General features: G+C 61.5%; 19 protein-coding genes, 1 tRNA gene and 5 pseudogenes. 14 read left to right on the top strand and 11 right to left on the bottom strand.

Features of this window, described 5'->3' with window-relative positions; genetic code table 11:
• The first annotated feature begins 82 nt into the window (after positions 1–82).
• Complete coding sequence (locus N7E02_RS09660; RefSeq protein ID WP_286581674.1) at positions 83–1,036, top strand: alpha/beta hydrolase; 954 nt, start codon at positions 83–85, stop codon at positions 1,034–1,036.
• A 13-nt stretch (positions 1,037–1,049) separates the two neighbouring features.
• On the opposite strand, the gene N7E02_RS09655 is transcribed toward N7E02_RS09660, so the two are convergent.
• From N7E02_RS09655 to N7E02_RS09645, 3 genes are all read right to left on the bottom strand, one after another.
• The gene (locus tag N7E02_RS09655) at positions 1,050–2,006 is read right to left on the bottom strand and encodes a dienelactone hydrolase family protein (RefSeq protein WP_286581673.1); all 957 of its coding nucleotides are present in this window, start codon (positions 2,004–2,006) and stop codon (positions 1,050–1,052) included.
• A gap of 41 nt (positions 2,007–2,047) precedes the next feature.
• The gene (locus tag N7E02_RS09650; RefSeq protein ID WP_286581672.1) at positions 2,048–2,323 is read right to left on the bottom strand and encodes a DUF4242 domain-containing protein; all 276 of its coding nucleotides are present in this window, start codon (positions 2,321–2,323) and stop codon (positions 2,048–2,050) included.
• Between the two features lie 85 nt (positions 2,324–2,408).
• Positions 2,409–4,478 (bottom strand): ATP-dependent helicase, encoded by a 2,070-nt coding sequence (locus N7E02_RS09645; protein WP_286581671.1) that lies wholly within the window; start codon positions 4,476–4,478, stop codon positions 2,409–2,411.
• A 162-nt stretch (positions 4,479–4,640) separates the two neighbouring features.
• Here N7E02_RS09645 and N7E02_RS09640 point away from each other — a divergent pair, with 162 nt between their 5' ends.
• From N7E02_RS09640 to N7E02_RS09625, 4 genes and pseudogenes are all read left to right on the top strand, one after another.
• On the top strand, positions 4,641–5,654 hold the full coding sequence (locus N7E02_RS09640) for an iron ABC transporter substrate-binding protein (RefSeq protein ID WP_286581670.1): 1,014 nt from the start codon (positions 4,641–4,643) through the stop codon (positions 5,652–5,654).
• Between the two features lie 200 nt (positions 5,655–5,854).
• Positions 5,855–7,394: pseudogene (locus N7E02_RS09635) on the top strand (ABC transporter permease).
• On the top strand, positions 7,391–8,425 hold the full coding sequence (locus N7E02_RS09630; RefSeq protein ID WP_286581669.1) for an ABC transporter ATP-binding protein: 1,035 nt from the start codon (positions 7,391–7,393) through the stop codon (positions 8,423–8,425). The pseudogene N7E02_RS09635 and the gene N7E02_RS09630 overlap by 4 nt, the downstream one beginning before the upstream one ends.
• Before the next feature lie 82 nt (positions 8,426–8,507).
• Positions 8,508–8,681 carry a DUF1328 domain-containing protein gene (locus tag N7E02_RS09625; protein WP_286581668.1) on the top strand — a complete coding sequence of 58 codons (174 nt, stop codon included), beginning with the start codon at positions 8,508–8,510 and terminating at the stop codon, positions 8,679–8,681.
• A gap of 73 nt (positions 8,682–8,754) precedes the next feature.
• Here the strand turns inward: N7E02_RS09625 and N7E02_RS09620 are convergent, their stop codons facing one another.
• Entirely contained in the window at positions 8,755–8,991 is a 237-nt protein-coding gene (locus N7E02_RS09620) for a hypothetical protein (RefSeq protein ID WP_286581667.1), read from the bottom strand.
• A gap of 304 nt (positions 8,992–9,295) precedes the next feature.
• On the opposite strand from N7E02_RS09620, the pseudogene N7E02_RS09615 reads away from it, so the two are divergent.
• Together N7E02_RS09615 and N7E02_RS09610 are read left to right on the top strand one after the other, a co-directional pair.
• A pseudogene (locus tag N7E02_RS09615) lies at positions 9,296–11,382 on the top strand (methyl-accepting chemotaxis protein).
• A gap of 246 nt (positions 11,383–11,628) precedes the next feature.
• Positions 11,629–13,125 carry a KOW domain-containing RNA-binding protein gene (locus N7E02_RS09610; RefSeq protein ID WP_286581666.1) on the top strand — a complete coding sequence of 499 codons (1,497 nt, stop codon included), beginning with the start codon at positions 11,629–11,631 and terminating at the stop codon, positions 13,123–13,125.
• A gap of 174 nt (positions 13,126–13,299) precedes the next feature.
• Here N7E02_RS09610 and N7E02_RS09605 read toward each other — a convergent pair.
• Positions 13,300–13,374, bottom strand: a tRNA-Val gene (locus N7E02_RS09605).
• Positions 13,375–13,560: 186 nt separating this feature from the next.
• Positions 13,561–13,923, bottom strand: coding sequence for a response regulator CpdR1 (gene cpdR1, locus N7E02_RS09600; RefSeq protein ID WP_286581664.1), 363 nt, complete (start codon positions 13,921–13,923; stop codon positions 13,561–13,563).
• A 182-nt stretch (positions 13,924–14,105) separates the two neighbouring features.
• On the opposite strand from cpdR1, the gene N7E02_RS09595 reads away from it, so the two are divergent.
• Positions 14,106–15,011, top strand: a complete 906-nt coding sequence (locus tag N7E02_RS09595; RefSeq protein ID WP_374730680.1) for an N-formylglutamate amidohydrolase — start codon at positions 14,106–14,108, stop codon at positions 15,009–15,011.
• A gap of 362 nt (positions 15,012–15,373) precedes the next feature.
• A complete protein-coding gene (hisN, locus tag N7E02_RS09590; protein WP_286581660.1) occupies positions 15,374–16,150 on the top strand; it encodes a histidinol-phosphatase in 777 nt (258 codons plus the stop codon).
• 33 nt (positions 16,151–16,183) lie between these two features.
• Here the strand turns inward: hisN and N7E02_RS09585 are convergent.
• Both N7E02_RS09585 and N7E02_RS09580 read right to left on the bottom strand, forming a co-directional pair.
• Positions 16,184–17,172 (bottom strand): annotated as a pseudogene (locus N7E02_RS09585) (alpha/beta fold hydrolase).
• 233 nt (positions 17,173–17,405) lie between these two features.
• Positions 17,406–18,296 (bottom strand): SDR family oxidoreductase, encoded by an 891-nt coding sequence (locus N7E02_RS09580; RefSeq protein ID WP_286581659.1) that lies wholly within the window; start codon positions 18,294–18,296, stop codon positions 17,406–17,408.
• 183 nt (positions 18,297–18,479) lie between these two features.
• Here N7E02_RS09580 and N7E02_RS09575 point away from each other — a divergent pair, with 183 nt between their 5' ends.
• The gene (locus N7E02_RS09575; protein ID WP_286581658.1) at positions 18,480–19,463 is read left to right on the top strand and encodes an AraC family transcriptional regulator; all 984 of its coding nucleotides are present in this window, start codon (positions 18,480–18,482) and stop codon (positions 19,461–19,463) included.
• A gap of 239 nt (positions 19,464–19,702) precedes the next feature.
• Here the strand turns inward: N7E02_RS09575 and N7E02_RS09570 are convergent, their stop codons facing one another.
• Complete coding sequence (locus tag N7E02_RS09570) at positions 19,703–20,866, bottom strand: hypothetical protein (protein WP_286581657.1); 1,164 nt, start codon at positions 20,864–20,866, stop codon at positions 19,703–19,705.
• A 304-nt stretch (positions 20,867–21,170) separates the two neighbouring features.
• On the opposite strand from N7E02_RS09570, the pseudogene N7E02_RS09565 reads away from it, so the two are divergent.
• The 3 genes and pseudogenes from N7E02_RS09565 to mazF all read left to right on the top strand — a co-directional run bounded on the left by N7E02_RS09565 (position 21,171) and on the right by mazF (position 22,370).
• Positions 21,171–21,652: pseudogene (locus N7E02_RS09565) on the top strand (Hsp20 family protein).
• Positions 21,653–21,792: 140 nt separating this feature from the next.
• On the top strand, positions 21,793–22,035 hold the full coding sequence (locus N7E02_RS09560; protein WP_286581656.1) for an AbrB/MazE/SpoVT family DNA-binding domain-containing protein: 243 nt from the start codon (positions 21,793–21,795) through the stop codon (positions 22,033–22,035).
• Positions 22,032–22,370 (top strand): endoribonuclease MazF, encoded by a 339-nt coding sequence (gene mazF / locus N7E02_RS09555; RefSeq protein ID WP_286581654.1) that lies wholly within the window; start codon positions 22,032–22,034, stop codon positions 22,368–22,370. Before N7E02_RS09560 ends, mazF begins: the two co-directional genes overlap by 4 nt.
• A 5-nt stretch (positions 22,371–22,375) precedes the next feature.
• Here mazF and N7E02_RS09550 read toward each other — a convergent pair whose 3' ends face one another.
• Positions 22,376–23,374 carry a bile acid:sodium symporter family protein gene (locus N7E02_RS09550; protein WP_286581653.1) on the bottom strand — a complete coding sequence of 333 codons (999 nt, stop codon included), beginning with the start codon at positions 23,372–23,374 and terminating at the stop codon, positions 22,376–22,378.
• Positions 23,375–23,564: 190 nt separating this feature from the next.
• Between N7E02_RS09550 and N7E02_RS09545 the strand changes: the two genes are divergently transcribed.
• Positions 23,565–24,419: a LysR family transcriptional regulator gene (locus tag N7E02_RS09545; RefSeq protein ID WP_286581651.1), complete on the top strand. Its 855-nt coding sequence runs from the start codon at positions 23,565–23,567 to the stop codon at positions 24,417–24,419.
• A 4-nt stretch (positions 24,420–24,423) separates the two neighbouring features.
• On the opposite strand, the pseudogene N7E02_RS09540 reads toward N7E02_RS09545, so the two are convergent.
• Positions 24,424–25,477, bottom strand: a pseudogene (locus N7E02_RS09540) (threonine aldolase family protein).
• Positions 25,478–25,567: the final 90 nt, after the last annotated feature.

The following is a 25,567-nucleotide window of genomic DNA, read 5'->3' as shown; positions in this document are numbered from 1 at the left end:
TATCACAATGGTCATTGTTGTAATTCGTCGCGTTTGTGTTTATTGGAATGGTCGTTGTGATAAATACATGGAGATCGTTGCGATGACCACTCTTAATCTCGTCCATCCCGAACAACGCGACATGGTTGCCGGCTTTTTCAGTTTTGATGCGGATCAGCATGGGCTTGAAGACTTTCGCTCGGTCATGGTCGACGGGCTTGGTGCACTGATGACGCCGGTGCCGGTTGAGTTCGAGGTTCAGACCATCCCGGGTCCGTCCGGCGTGTCGGATATCCGGACACTTATCCATCGTCCTGAAGAAGAGTGGGGCGAGGCAGCTGTCCCCGCTATTCTCTACCTGCATGGCGGCGGAATGATTGCCGGGACAGCCGAGATGATGGCCGGCGCCCATAGGAAGCTTGCGCAGGAGACCGGCGCGCTCGTCGTTGCGCCGAATTACCGTTTGGCGCCGGAAGCACCGTTTCCGGCCGGGCTGGAAGATTGCTACGCAGCTCTGACCTGGCTGCATGCCCATGCGGCGGAACTCGGTGTCGATGCTGACCGGATCATCGTCATGGGAGACAGCGGCGGTGGCGGTCTCGCTGCTGCTCTGGCACTGCTGGCGCGGGATCGCGGCGAGGTTCCGTTGAAGGCGCAGGTCCTGGTCTATCCGATGCTGGACATAAGGACGGGTACCACAGCCGCGCCGTCTGACGATCCGCTGACGGGCGAATTCGTCGTCAATCGCGCGTTGATCACCTTTGCCTGGGAGCAGGTGAGGGGAACTGGAGCGCTGGACGATAGTCAGGCGCGCTATCTGTCGCCTGCTCTCGCCCCTGATCTCGAGGCGCTGCCGCCGGCGCTGATCGTCACCGGTGCCCTGGACCTCTTCCGCGACGAGGATATCGCCTATTCCCAGCGCCTGCTGCGGAGCGGCGTGCCGACCGACCTGCAGCTCTATGCGGGGGCCGTTCACGGCTTCGACATGCTGCCGGGCGAGCTGGCCACCGACGCTCGTACCAGCCTGCTTTCAGGTATTCGTCGGCTGCTCAAGTGAACGCGGCCGCCTGCTATTTCTTGGCCACCAGTCCCTCGATAATGCCCTTTACCGCCTGTTGTGCGGCGGTGGTGGCCTTGTCGTTGTATTGCACGCTCGGGCCGTATTCGACGCAGGCGTCGGTATAGGAAAACGGTTCTCCGGTGGCTGCGTTCAGAAGCTTGCCATCCTTTTCGATGCGCATGCAGTTGCGGGAGGTTTGCCAGTTGGCATCGGCATAGAGGGCGGGATTGCGCGGATTGTCGAAGGCGTGCAGGGCGCCGGGAAAGGCGGTGATCGTCGCGTCATATCCGGCTTTTGTCAGGCGCCCGATATAGTCCTCGCAGAGGCCGAGCGGCGTCCAGTCGTCGGCGGTTCCGTGGAACTGGCGGATGGCAGCGGGCGTGACGCTTTCCTCGCCTTTCAGCTTGAAATTGCAAAGAGGATAGAAGGGTAAATAGGCGGCGATCCTGCCAGCGGTTGGCCCAAAGGCGTCGTGAAAGCGCGTCAGCGCCGCATAGAGTGCCGCGGTGCCGCCGCGGGAAAAGCCCATGATCACGATGAGGGATGGATCGATCCTTTCGTGGGCCGCCAGGATTTCGGCGGCGCGATAGGCGTCGTAGATCTGGACGAATTGCGGCAGTGAGGCCTGTTCGGCGGAGATGTTGGTGAGATTGCGGGCGGTGAAACTATCGAGGGAGAGGGCTGCAACGCCGATGCTATTCAGGTACCGGCTCCAGCTCCATACGGCTCCACTACTCGGTCCTTCGCCGCCGTGCATCAGGATCACGACGGGGCGTTTTTCCCCGGCATCCGGTCCGGATAGCGTTGACCGCAGAGTGATTTCAGTCGCGGCGGAAACTTCGCCCCGGAGGAACTGTTCTTCGGTCAGAGCCCGCGAGGGTATATCGATCTTCTCTTCGAAGGCGCTTGCCGCGAGCGGCAGGCACAATTCCAAGACACAGAAGAATACGAAAACACAGATCCTCATGCCAGCCTCCCACGGAACCGGCGCGGTTCGGAAAATGTCCTTTATGCGTTGGCCGTCTGCGGTCCAATGACCGCGCTGATCTCCGTGATCTTGTTCGCCGGAAAGCCGCCACGCTCGGCGTGTTCGCGGATCACGTCGGCGCTCGGCGCCTCATGGACGCAGTAGATCTTGTCGCCCGCGACATAGCTGGTGATCCAGGTATAGGGCACGCCGAGACCGGCGACGACCTCGTTGGACTTGGCCGAAATATCGCAGAGATCGCCTTTGGTGAGATTGCTCGCGCCGGGAATGTCCCGTTCGATGATGAAGGTGGGCATGGCTTCCTCCTCCTCAGGAAATGTATATGAGGCGCTTCTGATGGATGGAAGTCAACAGACGCTTAGGGTGAGGGCCCTTCCGGGCTTATCGCCACATGCCCCGCATCCTTGCCGTCACGTCGATCCTGACCTGCTGGCGGTGGCGGCGTTCCTCATCGGACATCGGTGCGACGACCGGCCAGGCGGATGTCTCGAAGAACTGCAGCAGTGTTGCCGGAATAAAGCGGGTGCGGGCGGCATAGACGTGGCGGTCACCCTGGGAATGCTGGCCGTGGACGAAGAAGCGCTGCGGGGTGATGACATGGAGATGGTCCTTGGCGCGGGTCATTGCCACGTAGAGCAGCCGGCGCTCTTCCTCGATCTCGGCGGTTGAGCCGACGCCCAAGTCTGAGGGAATGCAGCCGTCGACGCAGTTCAACAGGAAGACCGAGCGCCATTCCTGGCCTTTTGCAGAATGGATGGTCGAGAGGATGAGATAGTCCTCGTCGAGCAGCGGCACGCCGGCCTGGTCGCTCGTCGCATCCGGCGGGTCGAGCGTCAGTTCGGTGAGGAAGCGTTCGCGGGACGCGTAGCCCGAGGCGATCTGTTCGAGCTGCAAGAGGTCGGCCTTGCGGGTTTCGGCATCCTCGTGGACGCGTTCCAGATGCGGCTGGTACCATTCGCGGGCGGTGCCGATCTCGGCCGGCCAGCCCTCGTTCCTGCGGATCGCGGTCAGCATCTCGACGAAGGCGGGCCAGTCGGCACCGGATCGCGGCGGAGCGGGGATTTCCTGCAATGCCGCCAGCGGCTCGGGGTCGGATGCCATGGCATCCAAAATCTTGCCGGCGGTCTGCGGGCCAATGCCGGGGATGAGCTGCATCAGCCGGAAACCGGCGACGCGGTCGCGAGGGTTCTGGGCGAAACGCAGCGCGGCCAGCATGTCCTTCACATGGGCGCTGTCGAGAAACTTCAGGCCGCCGAACTTGACGAAGGGAATGTTGCGGCGGGTGAGTTCTACTTCCAGCGGGCCGGAATGATGCGAGGCGCGGAATAGCACGGCCTGCTGTTTCAGCGTCATGCCGGTCTCGCGGTTTTCCAGCACCTTCTCGACGATGTAATTGGCCTGTTCCGTCTCGTCCTTGACGGCGACGAGGCGGGGGCGTTCTTCGGACTGGCGGTCGGTCCAGAGGTTCTTGGTGAAGCGCTCGCGGGCAAGTTCGATCACGCCATTAGCGGCGGCGAGGATGGTGCTGGTCGATCGGTAGTTGCGGTCGAGCGTGACGATATTGGCCGGCGGATCGAATGTGTTCGGGAAATCGAGAATGTTGCGGATCGTCGCGGCGCGGAAGGAATAGATCGATTGGGCATCGTCGCCGACGACGGTGAGGCCGCGGCCGCCGGGCTTCATGCCCATCAGGATGGAGGACTGAAGCCGGTTGGTGTCCTGGTATTCGTCGACCATGACGTGATCGAAACGGGCGCCGACATCCTCGGCGATCGACGGCTCGCTCATCATCTGCGCCCAGTAGAGCAGCAGGTCGTCGTAATCGAGCACGTTCTGGGTCTGCTTGGCCTCGACATAGGACGCGAAGAGTTCACGCAGCTGCGGCTCCCAGGCCTGGCACCAGGGGAACCAGGTCTTCAGCACTTCGTCGAGCGGCGTCTCGGAATTGACGGCGCGGGAATAGATGGCGAGGCAGGTGCCCTTGGTCGGAAAGCGGCTTTCCATCTTGGAGAAGCCGAGTTCGTGGCGCACGAGGTTCATCAGGTCGGCGGAATCCTCCCGGTCGTGGATGGTGAAATCCGGGTCGAGGCCGATCTGGTAGGCGTAGATGCGCAACAGCCGCGAGCCGATGCCGTGGAAGGTGCCGGCCCAGGCGAGAGCGTCGGTCATGATACCGGCCTTTGCGCCCAGCACCTGCTTGCAGATGCGCTCGACGCGGCGGCCCATTTCGGATGCGGCGCGGCGGGAAAAGGTCATCAGCAGGATACGGCGCGGGTCGGCGCCCGAGACGATCAGGTGGGCGACGCGGTGGGCGAGCGTGTTGGTCTTGCCGGAACCGGCGCCGGCGATGACCAGCAGAGGCCCGGCCGGGCCGCCGTTGGGCACTTCGGAGCCGTGCTCCACCGCGCGACGCTGGGCATCATTGAGTTTTTCCAGATAGGCGACCGACATCACATTCCGCAGGCTTGTTCCTGATGTGTTCATCTGAGCAATAGCTGATCTCGCGCCACCTTGCCTCCCATGCTTCCGGTTCTCCACCAATTCGACAAACTTGACTGCGCTCCTCGCCTTTGGCTATCGATTGGGGGTCGCGTCTTTGCGAGGGAGAGTTTCATGAAAACCGCATCCGTTCTTCTGGCAGGCGCTTCGCTTGCCCTTTCCGCGCTTGTCGGGCCATCCGCGGCTCTGGCACAGATCGCCGACAGCCTGACCATCTACAATGCCCAGCATGAAGGGCTGACCAAGGAATGGGTGGACGCGTTCACCGAGGAGACCGGCATCGTGGTGACGGTGCGCAACGGTTCGGACATGGAATTTGCCAACCAGATCGTTCAGGAAGGCGCGAACTCGCCCGCCGACGTGTTCCTGACCGAGAATTCGCCGGCCATGGCGCTGGTGGACGGCAAGGGCCTGTTCGAGCCGGTCGACAAGGCGACGCTCGATCAGGTGCCGGACGGGTTCCGCCCGGCAAACGGCCACTGGATCGGAATTGCCGCGCGCTCGACCGTCTTTGCCTATGACAAGACCAAGCTGACGGAAGACAAGCTGCCGAAATCGATGATGGATCTCGCCAAGCCGGAATGGAAGGGCCGCTGGGCGGCTTCTCCCTCGGGCGCCGATTTCCAGGCGATTGTCGGCGCGCTGTTGCAGCTGAAGGGCGAGGAAGAGACGGCGGCCTGGCTGAAGGGCATGAAGGAAAACTTCACGGCGATCCGTGGCAACTCGACCGCGATGAAGGCCGTCAATGCCGGTCAGTTCGAAGGCGCGCTGATCTATCACTACTATTATTTCGGCGACCAGGCGAAGACCGGCGAGAACAGCAACAACGTCTCGCTGCACTATTTCAAGAACCAGGATCCGGGCGCCTTCGTGTCGATTTCGGGCGGCGGCATCCTTGCTTCCTCGCAGCACAAGGAGCAGGCGCAGGCCTTCCTGAAGTGGGTTGCCGGCAAGGATGGCCAGAAGATTCTGCGTGACGGCACGTCGTTCGAGTATGCCGTCGGCAAGGACGAGGCTTCCAACAAGGCGCTGGTGCCGCTCGCCGACCTGCAGGCACCGAAGGTCGAGCCGACCGAGCTCAACAATGCCGAGGTCACCGACATGCTGACGGCGGCCGGCATCCTTTAGGCCGCGCGCAATTGCAGTTGCATGGAGACATCGCAGGGCGTACCTGCGGCGTCTCGTCTGTCTTGAAGCGCGTCGCGATCCTGCGGATCGCTTCTATGCTTCAGGTTTATGCGTTATCGCATGTCGTTGTCGAAACCGCTGCACACTTTTGCGCGACATGCTTTGGGTTCCTCATGACGTCATTCGTAGACAATAGGCCCATGCTCGTGTCGCGACCCCGGCTTCTGGTGGGTGCGCGGGGGACCTATCTGATCGCCATCGTGATTGCGCTACTGGCGCTGATGCCGCTTGGGTTCGTCTTCTGGGCGACGGCGGTGACGGGGCTGGAGACGGCGTCGCAACTGATCTTCCGGCCGCGCGTCGGCGAGCTGATGACGAATACGGTGCTGCTGGTTCTCATCACCGTGCCGATCACGACGGTGCTCGCCACCGCGCTCGCCTGGCTGACCGAGCGCAGCGACCTGCCGTTCGCGTGGCTCTGGTCGGCGCTCTGTGTCGCGCCGCTCGCCATTCCGGCCTTCGTTCATTCCTATGCCTGGATCGGCCTGTGGCCTGGCTTTCATGGCTTGTCGGCGGGAATTGCGATTTCGGTGACGGCCTATTTCCCGTTCCTCTATCTGCCGATTGCAGCCGCGCTTCGGCTTCTCGATCCGGCGCTGGAGGATCAGGGGCATCCTCGGCCTTTCCGATGCGGCGGTGTTCCGTCGAGTTGTGCTGCCGCAGCTGAGACTATCGATCCTCGGCGGCGGACTGCTGGTCGGCCTGCATCTGCTCGCCGAATACGGGCTCTATGCGATGATCCGTTTCGACACGTTTACGACCGCGATCGTCGACCAGTTCCAGTCCACCTATAATGGTGTGGCGGCCAATATGCTGGCGCTGGTGCTGGTTCTCTGCTGCCTCGTGCTGCTGGCGCTCGATGCGGGCCTGAGGGGGCGGCGGCGTTATGCCCGCATCGGGCCCGGCGTGGCGCGACAGGTGTGCAAGACCGCGCTCGGTGCCTGGCGCTATCCCGCCCTTCTGCTTCCGATCGCCGCCGTGTTCTTCGCGCTCGGTGTTCCGGCGTTGGCGCTTTCACGCTGGCTGGTGGCCGGCGGGGCGGGCATCTGGCGGATGGACGAGATCGGGCTGGCGCTCGGCCAGACGCTGGTCATCTGCATTGTCGGTGGGATCGCGACCACCGCCGCCGCACTGCCGATCGCCTGGCTTTCCGTCCGTCGTCCGAGCCGCCGCAGCCGGGTGATCGAGGGATGTTATTATCTGGCGAGCTCGATGCCGGGTGTCGTCGTGGCGCTGGCGTTGGTGACGATCACCGTGCGCGTGGCGCTGCCGCTCTACCAGACGGTGGCGACGATCGTGATTGCTTATGTCATCATGTTCCTGCCGCGCGCGCTGATCAGCCTGCGTGCCAGCATCGCGCAGGTGCCGGCGGAGCTGGAACAGGCGGCGGCGAGCCTTGGCCGCTCACCGGCCAGAGCGCTGTGGGCGACGACCGTGCGGCTTGCAGCACCCGGGGCTGCTGCCGGCGTGGCGCTTTCCTCGCTCGGCATCATGAACGAACTGACCGCGACGCAGATGCTGGCACCGAACGGCACGCGCACGCTGGCCATGGCCTTCTGGGCGCTGACCAGCGAGATCGACTATGCCGGTGCCGCCCTCTATGCGCTGCTGATGATCCTGTTTTCCCTGCCGATGACGGCGCTCCTCCATCACCAATCGAAGAAGATCGCCGGCCGATGAGTTTTGTCGAAATTCGTGCATTGCGGAAACAGTTCGGGCCGGTGACGGCGCTCGACGGGATCGATCTCGATATTGCCGGCGGCAGCCGTACGGTGGTCGTCGGGCCGTCAGGCTGCGGCAAGACCACGCTGCTGCGCCTCATCGCTGGCTTCGAGGCAGCCGATGCAGGGCGGATTGCGATCGATGGCGAGGCAGTTGTGGACGGTGCCGCTTCCGTGCCGGCGCACAAGCGCAATATCGGCATCGTCGCACAGGATGGATGTCTGTTTCCGCATCTCTCCGTCGCCGGTAATATCACCTTCGGCATGACGGAGGACGCCGCTGTAAAGCAGGCGAGGGCGGCGGAACTGATGGAGATGGTCGGGCTTGACCGCTCGATGATAACGCGCCGCCCCGACGAATTGTCCGGCGGGCAGCAGCAGCGTGTAGCGCTGGCGCGGGCGCTGGCCCGCAAGCCGCGATTGATGCTGCTGGACGAGCCATTCTCGGCGCTCGATACCGGCCTTCGCGCAGCGACACGCAAGGCGGTCGGCGATGTCTTGAGGTCGGAAGGGATCGCGACGCTGCTCGTCACCCACGACCAGGCCGAGGCGCTGGCCTTCGCCGACCAGGTGGCGGTGATGCGCGCAGGCAGGCTGATGCAGTTCGGCCCGCCGCGCGAGGTCTATGGCCGGCCCGTCGATCCGGCCACTGCGACATTTCTCGGCGAGGCGATCATCCTGCCGGCAAGGATCACGGACGGCCATGCGGATTGCGTTCTCGGTCGTCTGCCGGCCGATGTCGCGAGTGGTTTTGCAGGCCTGGCGACGATCATGCTGCGGCCGGAGCAGATCGGTGTCCAGGAGGCAGAGGGCAGCGTTAGGGCCAGGGTGGCCGAGGCGAGTTTTCGCGGATCTGTTTGCGAACTCCGTATCGTGTTGTGCGACGATCAGGCGATCGCACTGACGATCGAGGTGCCTAGTTCGAGAGATTTGTCGGTCGGCGACGAGATCGGTTTGCAGGTCTCAGGCAGGGCGCACGTCTTTCGCTGATTTTGTTCCAATTGGGGCAATCGGATGGAACCTGGAACATCGACGAACGTTATCCGGCCATCCAACCTGAAGGACAAAATCCATGCTGAAATGGGCCCTGATTTTTCTCGTTATTTCCCTGATTTCCGGCTTCCTCGGATTCTCCGGTATTTCCGCCGCGACGGCAGGCATCGCCAAGATACTCTTCTTTATCGCACTGGTGATCTTCCTGGTGTTCCTCGTCCTGGCCCTGATGGCCGGTAGTGCGGTCATGTGATCGCCGGCAATCCCCGGATCATGAAATGACGAAGCCGCCCATGATGGGCGGCTTTTTCGCTGGAGAGACAGAGTTATCGGCCGGGATGCTTCTGGGCGAAGACAAGCATCTGCCAGACGACCGGCCCGAGCAAAGTATGCTCGTGGTGATGCTGCGGAATGGCGGCGCCCTTGTCGACGACGATCTCGTCGCCGCAGGTCCGACAGCGATAGATGCCGGCGTTCTTGACGATCTGGCCGGGTTTCCATTCCTGGTCGAAGGCCCAGGACTTCACCGCGACGAGGTGGGTTGGGTATTTATACTGTGCCATGCGACGCGTACCTGCTTCCCGGCCCCGTTGTCATGGGAGCGACCTCGATAGCTGCGATCGTAGCTGGAACATATGACCAAACGGTAATTCACGTGCCGCCTCGTCACCTTGGCAGCATGTCATATTTATCCCCGAAAGGTTGCATGAGGTGCCGCGTTTTTAACCCATGGTAAAAGTTGTAGCGGTAGAATGCTCGCGTTCTTGGGAGTGGGGAACGTCATTGCAGCATATGCGACCATCGGCTTTCGATGGGTCGGGCCGCCTTGCCTTCACGCTTTCTTCCTTCACGCGTCATGGGTTTGCGATGAAAAACATTTCGATCACCGGCAAGTTCTTCGTGCTGCTTGCATCCTTCGGCCTGTTCACGCTGGCACTCGCCTATTATGCTGGCAGCCAGATCCTCAGGGTCGATGCCCATTATTATCACCTTGTGACGGCGGAGGGCGAAGCATCCACCTCGCTGTCACGGGCGAGCCAGACATTTCAGACAATCCGCGGCGCGGTCGGCGATATCCTGCTGACATCGAACAAGGAACAGGAGAAGAAGGCGCTCGAGGAACTCGCCACGGCGCGAGAATCCTTCATCGGCTATGTTGACCGGGCTGCCGCAGCGCTTCCTGGCGATGGCGCGATGGCCGAGTTGAAGGCGCAGGCGGTCAATGTGCTCGACCAGTCCTGCGGCAGTGCTGTCACGCTCGGCACCAAGGCGCTTACCTATCTCGACATGAAGAGCGCGATGGACGTCTTCTTCCGCGAATGCCAGCCGCAGTTCCAGGTGATGTCAAAAGCGCTGAACGACAAGGTGGACCAGCTGGCAAAGGGCGCCAGCGACAGCAGCGCCGAGCTGACTGCCGATTCCCGCACCATCTACTGGGCGACGATCGGCGGCGTCGTGATCGCCCTGCTGGTCATCTCCTCGATCAGCTTCGTTGCCATCCGGGCATGGCTGGTGCGTCCGATTCAGGCGCTGGGTGACGCGATGGGACGGCTGTCAGGCGGCGATCTTTCTGCCGACATTCCCGACGCTGCCCGCCGCGACGAGATCGGCGGCATGGCGCGGGCCGTGCAAGTGTTCAAGGATAACGGGCTTCGTACCCGCGCACTGGAGGCGGATGCCGAGGCGCAGCGCAACGAGAGCGAGGAACAGCGGCAGAGAAATGCCGCGCAGGAGCGCGACCGTGCTGTGGCCATGGCCGAGGCGACGCAAGGGTTGGCCGAAGGACTGAAGCATCTGTCGGCAGGTGACCTCAGCTTCCGCCTGACCAAAAACTTCGCCCAGGATTTCGAAGGTCTGCGGGCGGATTTCAACCGCACGGTCGATCAGTTGCGCGAGACGATGGCAGCCGTTGCCGGTGCCACCGGCTCGATTGACAGCGGCGCCCGCGAGGTGAGCCACAGCGCCGACGACCTTTCGCGACGCACCGAGCAGCAGGCGGCCTCGCTGGAAGAGACGGCGGCGGCGCTCGACGAGATCACCGCGAATGTCTCCAACGCCTCCAAGCGCGCAGACGAGGCTCGCGTCGTGGCGATCCAGGCCAATGACAGCGCTCGCGAATCCGGTGCCGTCGTGGCCAATGCGGTTGCGGCCATGGGGCATATCGAACAGTCTTCCGGCCAGATCTCCAATATTATCGGGGTGATCGACGACATCGCCTTCCAGACCAATCTGCTGGCCCTCAATGCCGGTGTCGAAGCGGCACGGGCAGGGAGGCAGGCAAGGGCTTTGCCGTCGTTGCCCAGGAAGTACGCGAACTCGCCCAGCGGTCGGCGACCGCTGCCAAGGAGATCAAGGACCTGATCCGCAATTCGTCCACGGAGGTCGACAATGGCGTGAAGCTGGTCAGCGCTACCGGCCAGGCGCTGAAGACGATCGAGGCCTATATCGTGACGATCAACCAGCACATGGACGCGATCGCCACCTCGGCACGCGAACAGTCGACGGGCCTCGCCGAAGTCAACAATGCCGTCAACCAGATGGACCAGGTGACCCAGCAGAACGCCGCAATGGTGGAAGAGGCGAACGCTGCCGGTGCGACGCTTGCCAACGAGGCGGGACGTCTCAGGGAGCTCGTGTCGCGCTTCGAACTCGGGGCAGAGGGTGAGGCCGCGCAGACGCAACAGGGAGGCTTGCAAGGTGGCGTGCCGGCAGGAGCCGGGCATGCGCGAGGTGAGGCGCACCGATCTGCATCTCCGTCGCTCTCCGCAACAGCACAATCGCTGAAAGCCGACCTGCGCCGCATGGCTTCGGTGAAGGCTGCCGGCGAGAATTCACTGCCCAAGGCCTCGCCGGCCCGCGGCATGGTCGACAGGCTTGCGAATGCGTTCGGAACGAAGGCGGCGGCGGCGGCCGGAGTCGGTGCTGGTAACGCTGACGACTGGGATGAATTCTGAAGCGCAACGGCTCGATCGAAAGACCGAAATCTACCGTGAAACCAACAAGCCCGGCTGCATCGCAAGCCGGGCTTTTGTTTTTGGGCAACCACTTTGATACATTTAGCTGGGTCTTCTATTTTATACAATTTAAAATTGCGCCTCGTTGGTAGAAAGCAGGCGTAGCATTCGGTTATTCTAGTTCTCAGGGGGATGCATTTTCAACGCTCGGCAAAGCCGCGCGGCGCACTGGGGGAGAATAAGCAAATGACGAATACATGGCCGGCGGTTATCGCCGCATTGCTGTTTGCAGTGGTGCTCCCGGCGGCTCTGATCCTGATTAGAGGAACCGTCAAACGGCGACGACAAGAGGTTATCCGGGATCTTGTAGCGGTCTTTGACACCTCCGCCGTGTCAGGCCAGCCAAGGCTTCTCCCATCGTTTGAATTTGTGAAGTTCAGGTATTTTCTGGATAGCCAGACATCCACTCGGCAGCCGCAGGATTTTGGCACGAGAGACTGGGTTCTGTCTCTCATCCCTTTCTTCGCGATTGTTGGATCCCTATGCTGGTTTTGTTTTGCGGCGATATTTTCAGCCCGCCTGCCGGCAACCTTCGATCACCTTAATGTTGCGGAATGTTTGAAAGACGCGGCCGTATCGTGCGAAAAGTTGCCGCTATGGGTTTATGGCATGAGCAGCGCGCTTTTGGGCTCCTATCTAACGGAGATCCGCCAGGTATACCGGGCCATCAATAATTTCGACCTCAGTCCCGCGATGATCATTGAGGGCACCATCAGTATCGTTGCCGGTGTCGGCACGGCAGTGCTGATCGTGGCGGTCGTCTATCTCGTTGATTACTCCAATACGGCCGATACGAAAAACGCCTCCGCTTCTTGGCCGTCAGTGGCGATCATACTCTGCTTCACAGCTGGTGTCCTGCCGCAAGCTGCGATCCGCTGGCTGATGACCAAGAGCCGCTTGAGCAATTTCAAACGGGAAAATCCTGAGATCTTCAAGCTCTTTGAGGCAACGCCCATCGAGTTAATCGATGGTATTGATACGGAAACGCGCGATCGCCTCTCTGACTACCATTTGTCGTCGACACAGAACCTAGCAGCGGCCAATCCGCTTATGCTGTTCGTTGAGACGCCTTATGGTGTCTACCAGATCATGGATTGGGTGGCGCAAGCGCAGCTTTGTGCTTCCGCGGGTCCGAAAGCGATTGGCGCCCTGTGGAAGCTTGGGGTGAGAACATTGTTCGATCTCGAGCGTGCGGCATTTGACAATCTCTGCTACAACAAGTTGCAATTGGAAATCATCGGGGCGGCGCTGATGACAGACGTTCCGGTGCCTGCTACGACGGCGGGCACGGGGCGTGCATCATCCTACGATGCAGCTTTCGTGACAGCCAATATCGGCTTGAGGCTTAATGATCCCCATGTGCATCGCTTGCGCCAGATATACATGCAGGTGGGGCACACGATCGGGCCGGAGCATTTCCGCTTCCTCGTTCGTAGTGGATCGTCTTCACGATATCTGATGAGTTCTCATGTGCGTTTCACGGGGCCTGATACTGTGCAGGTTCAGGATGCCGGCTTCGGGATTTTTCGGGTTGGGAACGAGATCAAAATAATTGGCGGACAAAACAACGGGCAAGCTGGCGTTGTAACCGCAGCGAGCCCGGACACACTCACCCTTTCCGGCGTTTCATTGGCGACAGTTGCCTGTGAACCAGACATTATCATCCTGAGAACAAGTCCCTGAGATAGTAGCAAGCGCCAAGCGGCGGCTCGCCCAGTCCTCTTGGCAGTAGATAGCCATCCTGAAACCAACAAGCCCGGCTGCATCGCAAGCCGGGCTTTTGTTTGGGGCAAGTCATTGCTTGAAAAAGAAAAAGCCCCGTAAGGGGCTCTTGCTTTATCCTCCGAGGAGGAAGGATGGTGGGCGTGACAGGGATTGAACCTGTGACCCCTACGATGTCAACGTAGTGCTCTCCCGCTGAGCTACACGCCCATCCGATGTCGGCGCATAGACCATAGAGCGGTCGGGCCGTCAACCGGTTTTTTGATGAAGTGCGAAGCTTTTTTGACAGGTCCGCATTTCAAGGGTTTTCGCGGTTGTGGATGACCGCGTGGTGCGTCCCGAAATCGGAATTTTCCGTGTTCGGGCGTGCCGGAATCAGATCGTGCGATGCCCGGATCAGGCGGCGAGAAGCTTGTTCACTTCGTCGACGAGGTCGCGCAGGTGGAAGGGCTTCGACAGGACCTTGGCGTCCTTCGGTGCCTTCGAGTCGGAATTCAGCGCAACGGCGGCGAAACCGGTGATGAACATGACCTTCAAGTCCGGGTCGAGTTCGGTCGCGCGGCGGGCGAGCTCGATGCCGTCCATTTCCGGCATGACGATGTCGGTCAGGAGGAGCGAGAAGGGCTCTTCGCGCAGCCTGTCATAGGCGCTGGCGCCATTGTCAAAGGAATCGACCTTGTATCCGGCCTTTTCCAGGGCCTTCACCAGAAAACGGCGCATATCGTTGTCGTCTTCGGCGAGAAGGATTTTCTGTATCATCTTCGGGACCGCTATCCGTGCATGCCAGGGGTTGTATGAGCCTTCCATCATGCCAGCTTACGGTAAATTTCCGTTTAACCGGCCTGGATCGGCGTTTGGTGGGGTATAGATAATATATGGACTTGCCGTCAGGCAACTGGCAACATACCCACAGGACTTGTTCGTGACATGGTAAAGGCAGGATGGATCACGCCGCGGGAGACTTTGAACGGTTGGAAAACGGGCAGCAGTTCGAAGTCAGGGAGCCTGTAGCGCAGACCATACCGTTCGTCTTCAATTCTCCCCATAGCGGCCGGCACTATCCGGAAGACCTGCTCCAGAACAGCAATCTCGATTCGCTCTCCATCCGCCGCTCCGCGGACCACTATGTCGACGAGCTTTTCGCGGATGCGCCCGAACTCGGTGCGCCGCTTCTCGCAGCCCACTTTCCACGCGCCTATCTTGATGTGAACCGCGAGCCCTATGAGCTCGATCCGCGCATGTTCGACGGGCCGCTGCCGCCTTTTGTGAATATCGGCTCGATGCGCGTTGCGGGTGGCCTCGGGACAATCCCGCGGATCGTTGCGGAGAATATGGAGATCTACCGCAAGCGGTTGTCTGTGGAGGAGGGGCTGGCTCGCATCGAGGCGATCTACAAGCCCTATCATACCTGCCTGCGCCGGCTGATCGCGCGCACCCATGCGCGCTTCGGGCTTGCAATCCTGATCGACTGCCATTCGATGCCGGGCAATATCCGGCTTTCCGGTTCGGAACTTAGGCCCGACTTCATCATCGGCGACCGCTACGGCACGAGTGCGTCCGCCGAGCTGTCGCGGGCGGCACTGGATTTTCTCGACGGGATGGGTTTTTCGGCGGTGCGCAACAAGCCTTATGCGGGCGGTTTCATCACCGAACATTACGGCCGCCCCGTGCGTGGTCTGCATGCGCTGCAGATCGAGATCAACCGTGCGCTCTATGTCGATGAGACGACGCTGGAGAAGAAACGCGAGTTTCCGGTCATCGCAGCAGCGCTCTCCACCTTCATGCGCCAGATGGCCGACTATGTCGGCGATTTTTCCGGTGGCATGAGCGCGCTCGCGGCCGAATAGTCTTGTCTTTCCGATAGTTCGAAATTTTTCTCGCGGAGCTTGTTTGGCCCGTGGAAAGGCGAGGGCTATCTGCGCCATGCGCCTGCCGGCGGAATCGCGGGCAAAAAAACCGCGCTGTTCGCGCGGCTAAGTCTAGGGAGGAAACACCCAAGGAGGGTATTTACAGTCAAAGACTGTATGTAGAATTTACGACGAGCCATGCACAAATGTCAATCACATTTTTGCGGTGATTAAATTTGCGTCATTTTTGTGCGTTGTGATTAAGGTCTTGGCACGGGTTGCACCAAAGGCGGTTTTCATGGGCTCCGGGACAGCCTATGAAGGCGCGTCCCTTTCTTCTTGCTATTTTCAGGAGCCTGCCGATGCTGCCAGACCGTGATTTCTTCTACGCGCTTGCGGATGCCGCCAAGGGCGAGACGCTGCCGCGTTTTCGTACCGGGATTTCGGTGGTCAACAAGCTGGCGGGCGGTTTTGATCCGGTGACCGAGGGAGATCGTGCGGCCGAGACGGCGATCCGGGCACTGATCGGCGAGCGCTTTCCCGAGCACGGCATCCTCGGCGAGGAACACGGCAATATCGGCCTCGATCGCGAGCATGTCTGGGTGATCGATCCGATCGACGGGACGCGTGCCTTCATATCCGGCCTGCCGGTCTGGGGTACGCTGATCGGGCTCCGTTCCGATGGCCGTGCCTCCATGGGCCTGGTCGATCAGCCGTTCATCGGCGAGCGCTATTTCGCCGACGGCGAGCAGTCCTGGTATTCGGGGCCGGATGGCGAGCGGCAGATTTCGGTGCGTGACTGCGGATCGCTGAAGGATGCGATCCTGTTCACCACCTCGCCGCATATCTTTACCGGTAGTGATCTCGAGCTTTATCGGTCGGTGGAGGAGAAGGTGCGGCTGTTCCGCTATGGCTGCGATTGCTACGCCTATGCGCTGCTCGCGTCCGGCAATATCGACCTCGTCGTCGAAAACAGCCTGCAGCCCTATGATGTCGGAGCGCTGATCCCGCTGATCGAACAGGCCGGTGGCGTGATCACCACCTGGGACGGCGGACGGCCGGAGAACGGCGGCAATATCATCGCCGCTGGCTCGAAGGCCGTGCATGAAGAGGCGATGGCGCTGCTGGCAAAGCGCTGATTTAGGCTTGATGACTTAGAAGCGGAGGCCTGTTCAGGTCTCCGTTTCCGACAGGTTCAGGCCGCCGTCGAGGCCGGGCATGAAGGCCTCGATCGCTGCCATGGCTTGGGCGCGATAGATATCCTTTTCCTGAAGCAGCTCGTGGCGGCCGCCGGTGACGGTGATGAGCTGTCCTGCCCGGAAATTGCGCGACAGATTTTCCTGCAGGCGGTAGGGCACGATGCCGTCCAGAACCGGCGCCAGGATGAGCGTCGGAATGGTGATTTCCGTCAGGTGCGTCTGGGACGAGACGCGGGCCGCGGCCTTCAGCGTCTCGTGGATCCAGCGGGCCGTCGGTGCGCCGACGGTGATATCCCGGAACGTCTTGTAAAGGCCGATATTGCGATCGAAGCGGCGCCGGTCGCCGGTCAGGCCGTTGCCTTCGAAGGGGATCATGCGCTTGTCGCCGCCCATCTGCATGCCGCCGAAGCCGGTCCAGGACATGAGGCGGGTAAGCGGCCGCACTGCCTTTTCGGGTAAAGGCTGGCCGTGGAAGCCGACATAGGGGCGCAGAGCGCCATGCGACTGATGCGGTTCGACAGATGAGGCGCGGCCGACAGCGCGATCAGCGCACCGGTGGAATGGGCGACGAGAAAGAAGGGCAGGCGGGCGTCCGGCAGGACGATCTGCTCGAGGAAGATCTCAAGATCCCGCTCGTAATCGGCAAAGCGGCGCACATGGCCCTTGTTCGGGTTCTTCGCCAGGCGATCGGAGCCGCCCTGGCCGCGCAGGTCGTAGGTCGCGACCCAGAGTCCCATGGCATTCAGGTCGCGGATCGTCTCGTAATACTTCTCGATGAACTCGTTGCGGCCCTGCAGGAGCACGACGGTGCCCCGCGCCGGCACGACGGCCGAGCGGAACAGGGCGTAGCGGATCCTTACGCCGCGATGGCCGGTGAAATAGCCGGCGGTGACATCGTCGGGTGCCGGATTGTCAGGCGTGGAACGGAGAATGCTGTCGGTGGTCTGGGACGCGTCGGTCATGTCGGCAGGCTTAGACCTGGGCAGATTTTCGTCAAGCGGAAATTCGCTTCACGCGTCATGGGTTCGCGTCAAGGCCGGTGCGTGCGTGCGCCACTGCGGTGCCGTAGTGCACGGTCCAGTCGGCCGGCCTTGCGCGTTGGTCGCGGCCGGCGGTTCCGGCGCGGTGCATTGACCGGCCGATCGAAGCAAGGCACCCGGGTGATCACGTCGCCCGGGTGCTTCTGCAAGCGCAATCAGGCGGCGACGTAATAAGGCTGCCTGAGGTCGTCCAGCAGGTCCGTTTCGTGCGGCTGCCAGCTCGTGAGGCGCTTCGTGTGTTCGGAGGAAGCCGGTCCGTCCAGCTGGGCGAAATGGGCGAACCATTCGAAATGTTCGGCCGCCTCCTCGTGGCTCTTGCTGACCACAGGCACGCCGAGCTGGCTCCCGATGACCTCGGCAATCTCGCGAAACATGATGCCTTCCTCGGCCACTGCGTGATAACGGGGTTCTGTTATGCCGCTTTCGACGACAGCACGGTAGAGGCGGGCAGCATCGCGGCGGTGAACCGCCGGCCAGCGGTTTTCACCATTGCCGACATAGGCGGACACGCCAGTGCGGCGGGCGAGATCGATCAGGATCGGCACGAAGCCGTGGTCGCCTTCGCCGTGGACGGATGGCGGTAGGCGTATGATCGAGACGCGTGCGCCCTTCGCTGCGGCTGCTGCCGCGGCTTCTTCCGAAGCGATGCGGGGATTGCGGCCGGGTGTCGGCAGGTCGTCTTCCGTTGCGATCCTGCCGGGGGTGATGAGACCAGTGCCGGAGGTGACGACCAGAAGCCGATTGGAGCCTGCAAGGGTGGAGCCGAGCGCATCCACCACGCGGCGGTCGAGCTCGCAATTTTCCTTGAAACGGGAGAAATCGTGGATGAAGCCGCAATGGATGGTGGCGTCGGCAGCATCCGCGCCTCGCCTCAGGCTGTCCAGGTCCTCCAGATGGCCATGATGGGCGGTCGCGCCGGCGGCAACGAGAGCCGCGGCAGAGTTTTCCGAACGGGCAAGGCCGGTGACCTGATGGCCTGCGTCAATGAGTTCGCGGACGACGGCGGAGCCGACGAAACCTGTGGCGCCGGTGACGAATACGCGCATGGATATGTCCTTCCTGAAACGTGTCTTACGCACTGCGGGAGCAGCAACACGACCAAGCGTAAGCAGGGGATTGCGGACGATCCATGCTGTGGCGTCCGGCATTCATGCGAGATCGTCCGAGTGTCTGTTCTTAATTAGCCAAGCGGGATAGGCTGCGTCCGTCATTTCAATCCCAGGGTTGCCATGGATCCGCTCTCAGACGTTCTCTCGCTTCTCAAGCCCCGTAACTACATGTCCGCCGGCCTAGACGCTGGTGGCGCGTGGGCGATCCAGTTTCCCGAGCAGGGGCTGGGGATCAAGACTGGTGCGGTGGTAACCGGGCATTGCTGGCTGATGGTCGAAGGCATGGAGCCTGTTCGGCTCGATGAGGGTGACTGCTTCCTCTTGGCGAGCGGCCGGTCCTTCTGGCTCGGCAGCGATCTTGACGCGCCGGCGGAGCAGGCGTCCTCCGTCTTCTGGAAATCGCGCAATGGCGGGATCGTGACCCATAATGGCGGCGGCGACTGCTTCATCGTCAGCAGCCGGTTTGCGCTTGATGGCAGCGATGCGGGACGGCTGCGGCGGATGCTGCCGCCGGTCGTGCATATCCGTGGCCGGCCGGAGACGGCGGCGCTCAGATGGCCGGTGGAGCGGACGATGCAGGAATTGCGCGAGCCGCGGCCCGGCGGCCTGCTCGTGCTGCAGCAACTGGCGCAGATGATGCTGGTCGAGGCTTTGCGGTTACATATGGCGCAGGGTGGTGATGGAGATACGGCACAGGGCAGTGAAGCGGGATGGCTCTCGGCGCTGAGCGACCGGCAGATCGGCGCCGCGATGACCGCAATCCATGCCGATCCGCCGCGCCGCTGGACGCTGCAGGAGCTTGCGGCGCAGGCGGGCATGTCCCGCTCGACCTTCGCCTTGAAATTCCGCGAAATGGTGGGCGAAACGCCGATGGATTATCTCACCCGCTGGCGCATGCTGCTTGCCGCCGACCGGCTCAGCCGGACGAGCGATCCGATTTCGCAGATCTGCGTCTCGCTGGGCTACGAATCCGAAAGCGCCTTCAGCAACGCGTTCAAGAAGACCATGGGCTGCGCGCCGCGCCAGTACGGACGTCGGCTGATCCAGGCCGCGGGCGGCATGGAGGCGGGTGCCAATGCTATTGATGGCGGTCCGGCTCGGTAGGCAATCCGGGGAAAGAAAGGCCGGAACCGGCGATACGGGGGACAGCACGGTTCCGGCAAGGCTGACCGAAGCGAAGGGACGAATGGTGCTCCGGTCCAAGGAGGGCAGTCTTGCCTTCCAGTGATGATGTTCTATCGCGCTCGGCCTGAACCGAAGCAGAACCCCTCGTTCATATGGGGTTCAGCGAAATCCGCTCCGGCCGAGTGCATGGCTGGAGCCGATTTCGAAGGGCAATTGGGTCAATGCTTATGGCCGGGTTCGCCGTGGTCGTCGTGCCCGACCGGCACTCCGGCATCGGCCGCATCGGTCGGGTGCGGATGTTCCGGGTCCGGGCTGTGGGTCGTGCGGTGGATGGCGGCGCCCGTGACGCCCTCGCTGCCATAGAGCGCCACATGCAGGCCCCAGTAGGACGAGGCGAAGATCACCAGCGCGGCTGCGATGCCGATCGGGACACCTGCCATCATCTTCTTGAAGTTCGGGACGAAGAAGACGTCGCGGGTATGATCGGCAGCAATCGCGACGATGACGGCCATGATCAGGGCGTGGCCGATCAGGTCGACGCGGCCGAAGGGATAGACGGCGGCGTTGAAGAGGACGAAGAGGGCGATTGCCGAGAGGCGGCGCACCATCGGCGTCCACAAGAGGCCGAAGCCCATGGTGAATTCCGAAACGCCGGCCATGGGGATGAAGACGTCACGCGGCAGGCCGAAGGTGAGGAAGGGTTTTTCCTCGACAAGCGGATAGAACCAGTCGGGATAGGCAAATTTTTCCAGGCTCGACCACATCAGCGCGATAGCGACACCCCAGCGAAGCGCCTGGAAGCGGCGCTTGCGCAGTTCCTCGTTCGACGAGGCTTCCATGACAAGATAGGCAGCGACGCCGAGGCCGAGCGCCAGATAATCGAGCAGGTGGAAAATGTCATAGTCGCGCAGCGCCAGCAGCCAGAGGATGATGATGCCGAGAGCGGCGAGCGGCTGAGTTCGACGGAAGAAGATCAGCATGGCGATCAGCAGCTGGCCCCAGGAAACGATTTCCGAGGGCGTCTTGAGATCGGGCGTCAGGTAGACGCCGCCGACGGCAAAGATGGCGATGAAGAAAGCGCCGACAACGGCGCGGACAAAATCGTCCATGCGGTTCCAGATCGGATCGGTCATGCGGTCGAGACCGCGCAGTATGGTTTCGCCGACAGGGGATTTCTCGACGGCGCGGGTGGCGAGGAAGAAGACCAGCACGAGAGCGATGCCGAGCCAGAACCATGTATTGGCGAGCGTGGCGCCGATCGGCTGCGGCGGTGCGCCGACGATATAGGGCGCAAACCATTTGACATGGGCGCTGGCGGTATCGGTGCCGGCCAGAAGTATGAATGCAGGTGTGAGCCATGCGGCTCTCAGCGCGGAACGCATCGTCTTTGTCCTATCACTATCGCAGGCGCGGCCGGCGCAAAGGCATCCGGACCATCCGTGTCTGCAATTTTGACGATAGCCAGCTTTCCCACTGAGTATTTGATTTTCGTCAAATCTGCCGCGGTCAAAAGCGAGGTCGCGGGCCGTCTTCCGGAATGGCAAAGAGAGGTCTTGAATGGTCGGAAATCAATTCCCATCTGCAGTCTGCGGGCGCCGAAAGGGTCCGTTCAACGGGGCCTTCATCGCCATAAAGGGGTGTCGGCGCTCACATCAAAACCGCACCGTCGCTTCAATGGAGGACATTATGCGTCACGTCGATTTTCTCCCCTCTACCGCTCCACCGTCGGCTTCGACCGTCTTTTCAATCTGCTCGACAACCGCAACTTTGCCGATCAGAGCCAGAGCTATCCGCCCTATAATATCGAGCGGACCGGCGAGAACACCTATCGCATCACCATGGCTGTTGCCGGCTTCGACGAGAAGGAACTGTCGATCGAATTCCAGGCCCATGCGCTGACCGTGAAGGGTGAAAAGACCGAGGAAGATGGCGCCGACCAGAGCGAATATCTCTATCGCGGCATTGCCAAACGCGCCTTCGAGCGCCGCTTCCAGCTTGCCGACCATGTGGAAGTCGAGACCGCCTCGCTCAAGAACGGCCTGCTTCATATCGATCTCATCCGGAACATTCCGGAAGCTATGAAGCCCCGCCGCATCGCGATCGCCGCAGAAGCTGGCGATACCGCCAAGACGATCGAGGCCCAGATCGCTCCGCAGCAGGTCAACTAACACTCCCATCCCTTTGACCTCCAGTCAGGGATAGCAAGCCAGACGCCTCTTCCCCCGCCGGGAAGGGGCGTTTTTCGTTTGTTTGACGGGTAAGGCAATAGGCAGTAACGTATCTACATTGTTTATACGCGGAGCCTATCATGCGCGTGACCGTAAAAAAGTGGGGCAACAGTGCCTCGGTAAGAATTCCGGCCGCCATCATGGATGCGGCCAATCTGACTCTGGATACTGTTGTCGACATCACCGAGGAAAACGGCCGGGTCATCATCGAGCCGGTGCGTGAAGACGTGGTCGAGCTGGATCGGTTGCTTGGTGGCATCACGCCCGACAATCAGCATGACGAGATCGATTTTGGGGCACCTGTCGGCAAGGAAGCCCTGTGAGCGCCGAGGAATACGTGCCGCAGGCAGGCGATATCGTCTGGCTCGATTTTTCGCCGCAAGTCGGTCATGAGCAGGCCGGTCGCCGTCCCGCGGTCGTTCTCAGCCCGGTCGCCTATAATCGCTTCGGGCTGATGCTCTGCTGCCCCTTGACCACCAAAGTGAAAGGCTACCCGTTCGAGGTCACCATTGAAGGTGGCCGGGGTGGCGTGGTCCTCGCGGACCAGGTCAAAAGTCTTGACTGGAAAGCTCGTAATGCACAGCGCAAGGGCGCTGTGTCTTCGTCTGAACTCAGCCAAATCAGGGCCAAATCTTCGGCCCTGATCGGTAGGCCTTAGGCTTTTTACGCAGCAGCCGGTTCCGCCGCGATTTCCTTGGCCTTCAGGCGTTCTGCATATTTCTGGGCGATGACGGCGCAGGCCATCAGCTGGATCTGGTGGAACAGCATGATCGGCAGAACGATGGCGCCGATCGAGGTCGAGTGACCTGCGAAGATGGCGTTGGCCATCGGCACGCCTGATGCCAGGGACTTCTTCGAGCCGCAGAAGGTGATGGTGATCTCGTCTTCCTTGGAAAAGCCAAGCGCGCGGCTGCCGAACATGGTGACGCAGAGCACGACGGCGAGCAGCAGGATGTCGAGGCCGATCACGACGGCGATGTCGGTGACCGAGAACGTGCTCCAGATGCCTTCCATGACGGCGGTGGAGAAGGCGAGATAGACCACCATCAGGATCGAGCCGCGGTCGACCGGCATGAGGATTTTCTTCTTCGAGCGTATCCAGTTGCCGATCCAGGGCTGCAGGATCTGGCCGACGATGAAGGGTGCGAGAAGCTGAAGCGCGATCTTCTGCAGTGCATCTGCCGACACGCCGCCGCCACCGGTGGTGGAAAGAAGAAGGGCGACGAGCGCCGGGGTCAGGAACATGCCGAGGATGTTGGAGCCGGATGCCGCGACGATCGCCGCCGGGACATTGCCGCCAGCCATCGAGGTGAAGGCGATCGAGGACTGAACCGTCGAGGGCAGCACGCAGAGGAAAAGCATGCCGAGATAGAGCGGTGCCGGCAGGATGCTTTCAGGGATGAAGCCGAGCGCGAGGCCGAGTACCGGGAAGAGCGCGAAAGTGGTGAGCACGATCGTCAGGTGCAGGCGCCAGTGCAGGACGCCGGCAACAACGGTTTCCCGCGCCAGGCGTGCGCCGTGCAGGAAGAAGAGTAGGCCGATGGCGATATCCGTCGCAAGCCCGAACCATTCCGCCCATACGCCGCGGATCGGCAGGATGGACGCCAGAATGACGGTGCAGACCAGCATGATGGTGAACCGGTCGGGCAGGAAACGCTTCATCGAATACTCCTAGGGCTGGTCCAGCAAAAGTGCGTAGCGGTTTTGCGTCCGGAACTGCGTGACATCATAAAATCAGAGTGGTTTCGCGATTCGAGGAAATGCAGAACTGCTCTGGGGTATGTTTGATTGATGCATCTCTTATCGTGAAATACAATGCAACCACTAACAGCTATCACGAAGCGCAATAGCCATGTTGAACCTTTATCATCTCGACAGTTTTCTGATGCTGCAGCAGACCGGAAGCTTTACCGAAGCGGCGGCACGATTGGGCGTTGGACAGTCGACCGTCACGCAGCACATCCAGCGGTTGGAAAAGGCGCTAGGTCGGCAACTCGTGCTGCGCGATACCCATCAGGTGAAGCTGACGGCGGATGGTGAGGCATTGGTCGGCTATGCGCGTGGCATGCTCGATCTCAACGGAAGGGTGCTCTCACTCTTTGGCGAAAGCCGTCTGCGGGGGCGCTTGCGGCTCGGGGTCTCGGAGGATGTCGTCGCCAACCGGCTGACGGGCATTCTTGAGGATTTTATCAGGCTTCATCCGCTTGTGGATCTCGAGCTGACGGTGGCGCTGAGTGCGGTGTTGAACCAGATGCAGGATAGCGGCGATCTCGACCTCGTTCTTGCCAAGCGTCATGTGGGCGAGACCCATGGCAAGTTTCTCTATCGCGAACCACTGGTGTGGCTGGCACGCGATCCCGACCTCATCCTGTCGCGCGAGACGGCGTTGCCCCTGATCGCCTTTCCGCCGCCTTCGATCACGCGGCGGGTGGTGCAGGAGGCGCTCGATGGAGTAGGGCTTTCCTGGCGGGTGGTCTGCACCTGCGGCAGCTTGAGCGGGCTGACGGCTGCGGCGCGCGCCGGCATGGGCGTGATGGTGCAGCCGCGCAGCATGGTACCGGAAGGTTTGAAGGAAATTTCGGGCGATCGTCTGCCGCGGCTCGAGGATGTCGAATTCGTGCTCATTCCGAGGCGCGGCGCGGATGCCGAAATGGTGGAGGCGCTGTCCAGCCTGATTGCGGCACGCATCGTGCCGCAATCAACTTAAAATATCAGGCCGAAGCGCAGATCGACAGGAACTGGTCGACGTCTTCCTCGGTCGTGGCGAAGGACGTGACCATGCGGATGAGGGCCTCGTCGCCGGTAACCTTTTCAGGCATGTCGCGCGGTTCCAGCCAGTCGTAGAACTTTGCGCCCTTTTCCTGCGCCGCCTTTGCGGATGCCTTTGGAAGAACGGCGAAGACCTCATTCGAGATCGGTCGGCCATGCAAGGCGGGCGCTGTTCAGCGATGCGAAGCCTGAACGCAGGCGGTCGGCCATGGCGTTGGCATGGCCTGCAAGGCCGAGCCAGAGATCGTCCTTGAGATAGGCGTCGAACTGGGCGGCGATGAAACGGGATTTCGAGAAGAGCTGGGCGGTCCGCTTGCGCAGGAAAGCGAAATCCTTCGCCAGTTCCGGATCGAAGAAGACGATCGCCTCGGCGCACCAGCAGCCGTTCTTGGTGCCGCCGAAGGAGAGCACGTCGACGCCGCGCTTCCATGTCATTTCCGCCGGCGAGCAGCCGAGCGAGACGAGTGCGTTGGCAAAGCGGGCGCCGTCCATATGCAGCGGCAGGCCGTTGTCCTTGGCGATCTTCGAGATCGCGTCGATCTCGTCGAGCGTATAGATGGTGCCGACCTCGGTCGCCTGGGTCATGGTGACGGCGGCTGCGCGACCGTGGTGGACGGCATCCTGCGGATAGCGGGCGATGCGCTCGACCAGGTTTTCCGGCAGCATCTTGCCCGCGGGGCCCTCGACGCCGACCATGCGCATGCCGGAGAAGAAGTCCGGCGCGCCGCATTCGTCTTCGATCACGTGGGCTTCCGTATGACAGAAGGTTAGGCCGCCGGGACGGGCGATGCTGGCAAGCGAGAGCGAATTGGCGGCGGTGCCGGTCGCAACAAAGAAGACCGCGACTTCGCGCTCGAAAACTTCATTGAAGCGCTTCTCTATGGCGCGGTCGAGATCGCTCGTTCCATAGGCGGCAGCAAATCGGGTCGATTCCTTCGACAGACGTTCGTTGATGGCAGGATGGGCTCCTGCCCAGTTGTCGGAGGCGAAGAACATGGATGAGCACCTTGGTATTGCGTTGGGAGGTTGGGTGCGGACATTAAGACATTTTTTCTCCGGTGCAACGGTAAAGGCGCGGCGAGGCGG

It is taken from the genome of Terrirhizobium terrae (genome assembly GCF_030323265.1).
Lineage (GTDB): Bacteria > Pseudomonadota > Alphaproteobacteria > Rhizobiales > Rhizobiaceae > Neorhizobium.
The sequence above is the reverse complement of the archived record's forward strand: the minus strand, read 5'-3'. Positions and strand labels throughout refer to the sequence as shown.

What these genes read in the sequence shown, in the direction of transcription:
- N7E02_RS09545 (WP_286581651.1), top strand. Translation starts at nt 23,565, where the DNA reads ATGTTGAACCTTTATCATCTCGACAGTTTTCTGATGCTGCAGCAGACC.
- N7E02_RS09645 (WP_286581671.1), bottom strand. Translation starts at nt 4,478, where the DNA reads ATGTCGGTCGCCTATCTGGAAAAACTCAATGATGCCCAGCGTCGCGCG.
- N7E02_RS09560 (WP_286581656.1), top strand. Translation starts at nt 21,793, where the DNA reads ATGCGCGTGACCGTAAAAAAGTGGGGCAACAGTGCCTCGGTAAGAATT.
- N7E02_RS09630 (WP_286581669.1), top strand. Translation starts at nt 7,391, where the DNA reads ATGAGTTTTGTCGAAATTCGTGCATTGCGGAAACAGTTCGGGCCGGTG.
- N7E02_RS09660 (WP_286581674.1), top strand. Translation starts at nt 83, where the DNA reads ATGACCACTCTTAATCTCGTCCATCCCGAACAACGCGACATGGTTGCC.
- N7E02_RS09650 (WP_286581672.1), bottom strand. Translation starts at nt 2,323, where the DNA reads ATGCCCACCTTCATCATCGAACGGGACATTCCCGGCGCGAGCAATCTC.
- N7E02_RS09550 (WP_286581653.1), bottom strand. Translation starts at nt 23,374, where the DNA reads ATGAAGCGTTTCCTGCCCGACCGGTTCACCATCATGCTGGTCTGCACC.
- hisN (WP_286581660.1), top strand. Translation starts at nt 15,374, where the DNA reads ATGCTGCCAGACCGTGATTTCTTCTACGCGCTTGCGGATGCCGCCAAG.
- N7E02_RS09610 (WP_286581666.1), top strand. Translation starts at nt 11,629, where the DNA reads ATGACGAATACATGGCCGGCGGTTATCGCCGCATTGCTGTTTGCAGTG.
- cpdR1 (WP_286581664.1), bottom strand. Translation starts at nt 13,923, where the DNA reads ATGATACAGAAAATCCTTCTCGCCGAAGACGACAACGATATGCGCCGT.
- N7E02_RS09580 (WP_286581659.1), bottom strand. Translation starts at nt 18,296, where the DNA reads ATGCGCGTATTCGTCACCGGCGCCACAGGTTTCGTCGGCTCCGCCGTC.
- N7E02_RS09625 (WP_286581668.1), top strand. Translation starts at nt 8,508, where the DNA reads ATGCTGAAATGGGCCCTGATTTTTCTCGTTATTTCCCTGATTTCCGGC.
- N7E02_RS09620 (WP_286581667.1), bottom strand. Translation starts at nt 8,991, where the DNA reads ATGGCACAGTATAAATACCCAACCCACCTCGTCGCGGTGAAGTCCTGG.
- N7E02_RS09595 (WP_374730680.1), top strand. Translation starts at nt 14,106, where the DNA reads ATGGATCACGCCGCGGGAGACTTTGAACGGTTGGAAAACGGGCAGCAG.
- N7E02_RS09570 (WP_286581657.1), bottom strand. Translation starts at nt 20,866, where the DNA reads ATGCGTTCCGCGCTGAGAGCCGCATGGCTCACACCTGCATTCATACTT.
- N7E02_RS09640 (WP_286581670.1), top strand. Translation starts at nt 4,641, where the DNA reads ATGAAAACCGCATCCGTTCTTCTGGCAGGCGCTTCGCTTGCCCTTTCC.
- N7E02_RS09575 (WP_286581658.1), top strand. Translation starts at nt 18,480, where the DNA reads ATGGATCCGCTCTCAGACGTTCTCTCGCTTCTCAAGCCCCGTAACTAC.
- N7E02_RS09655 (WP_286581673.1), bottom strand. Translation starts at nt 2,006, where the DNA reads ATGAGGATCTGTGTTTTCGTATTCTTCTGTGTCTTGGAATTGTGCCTG.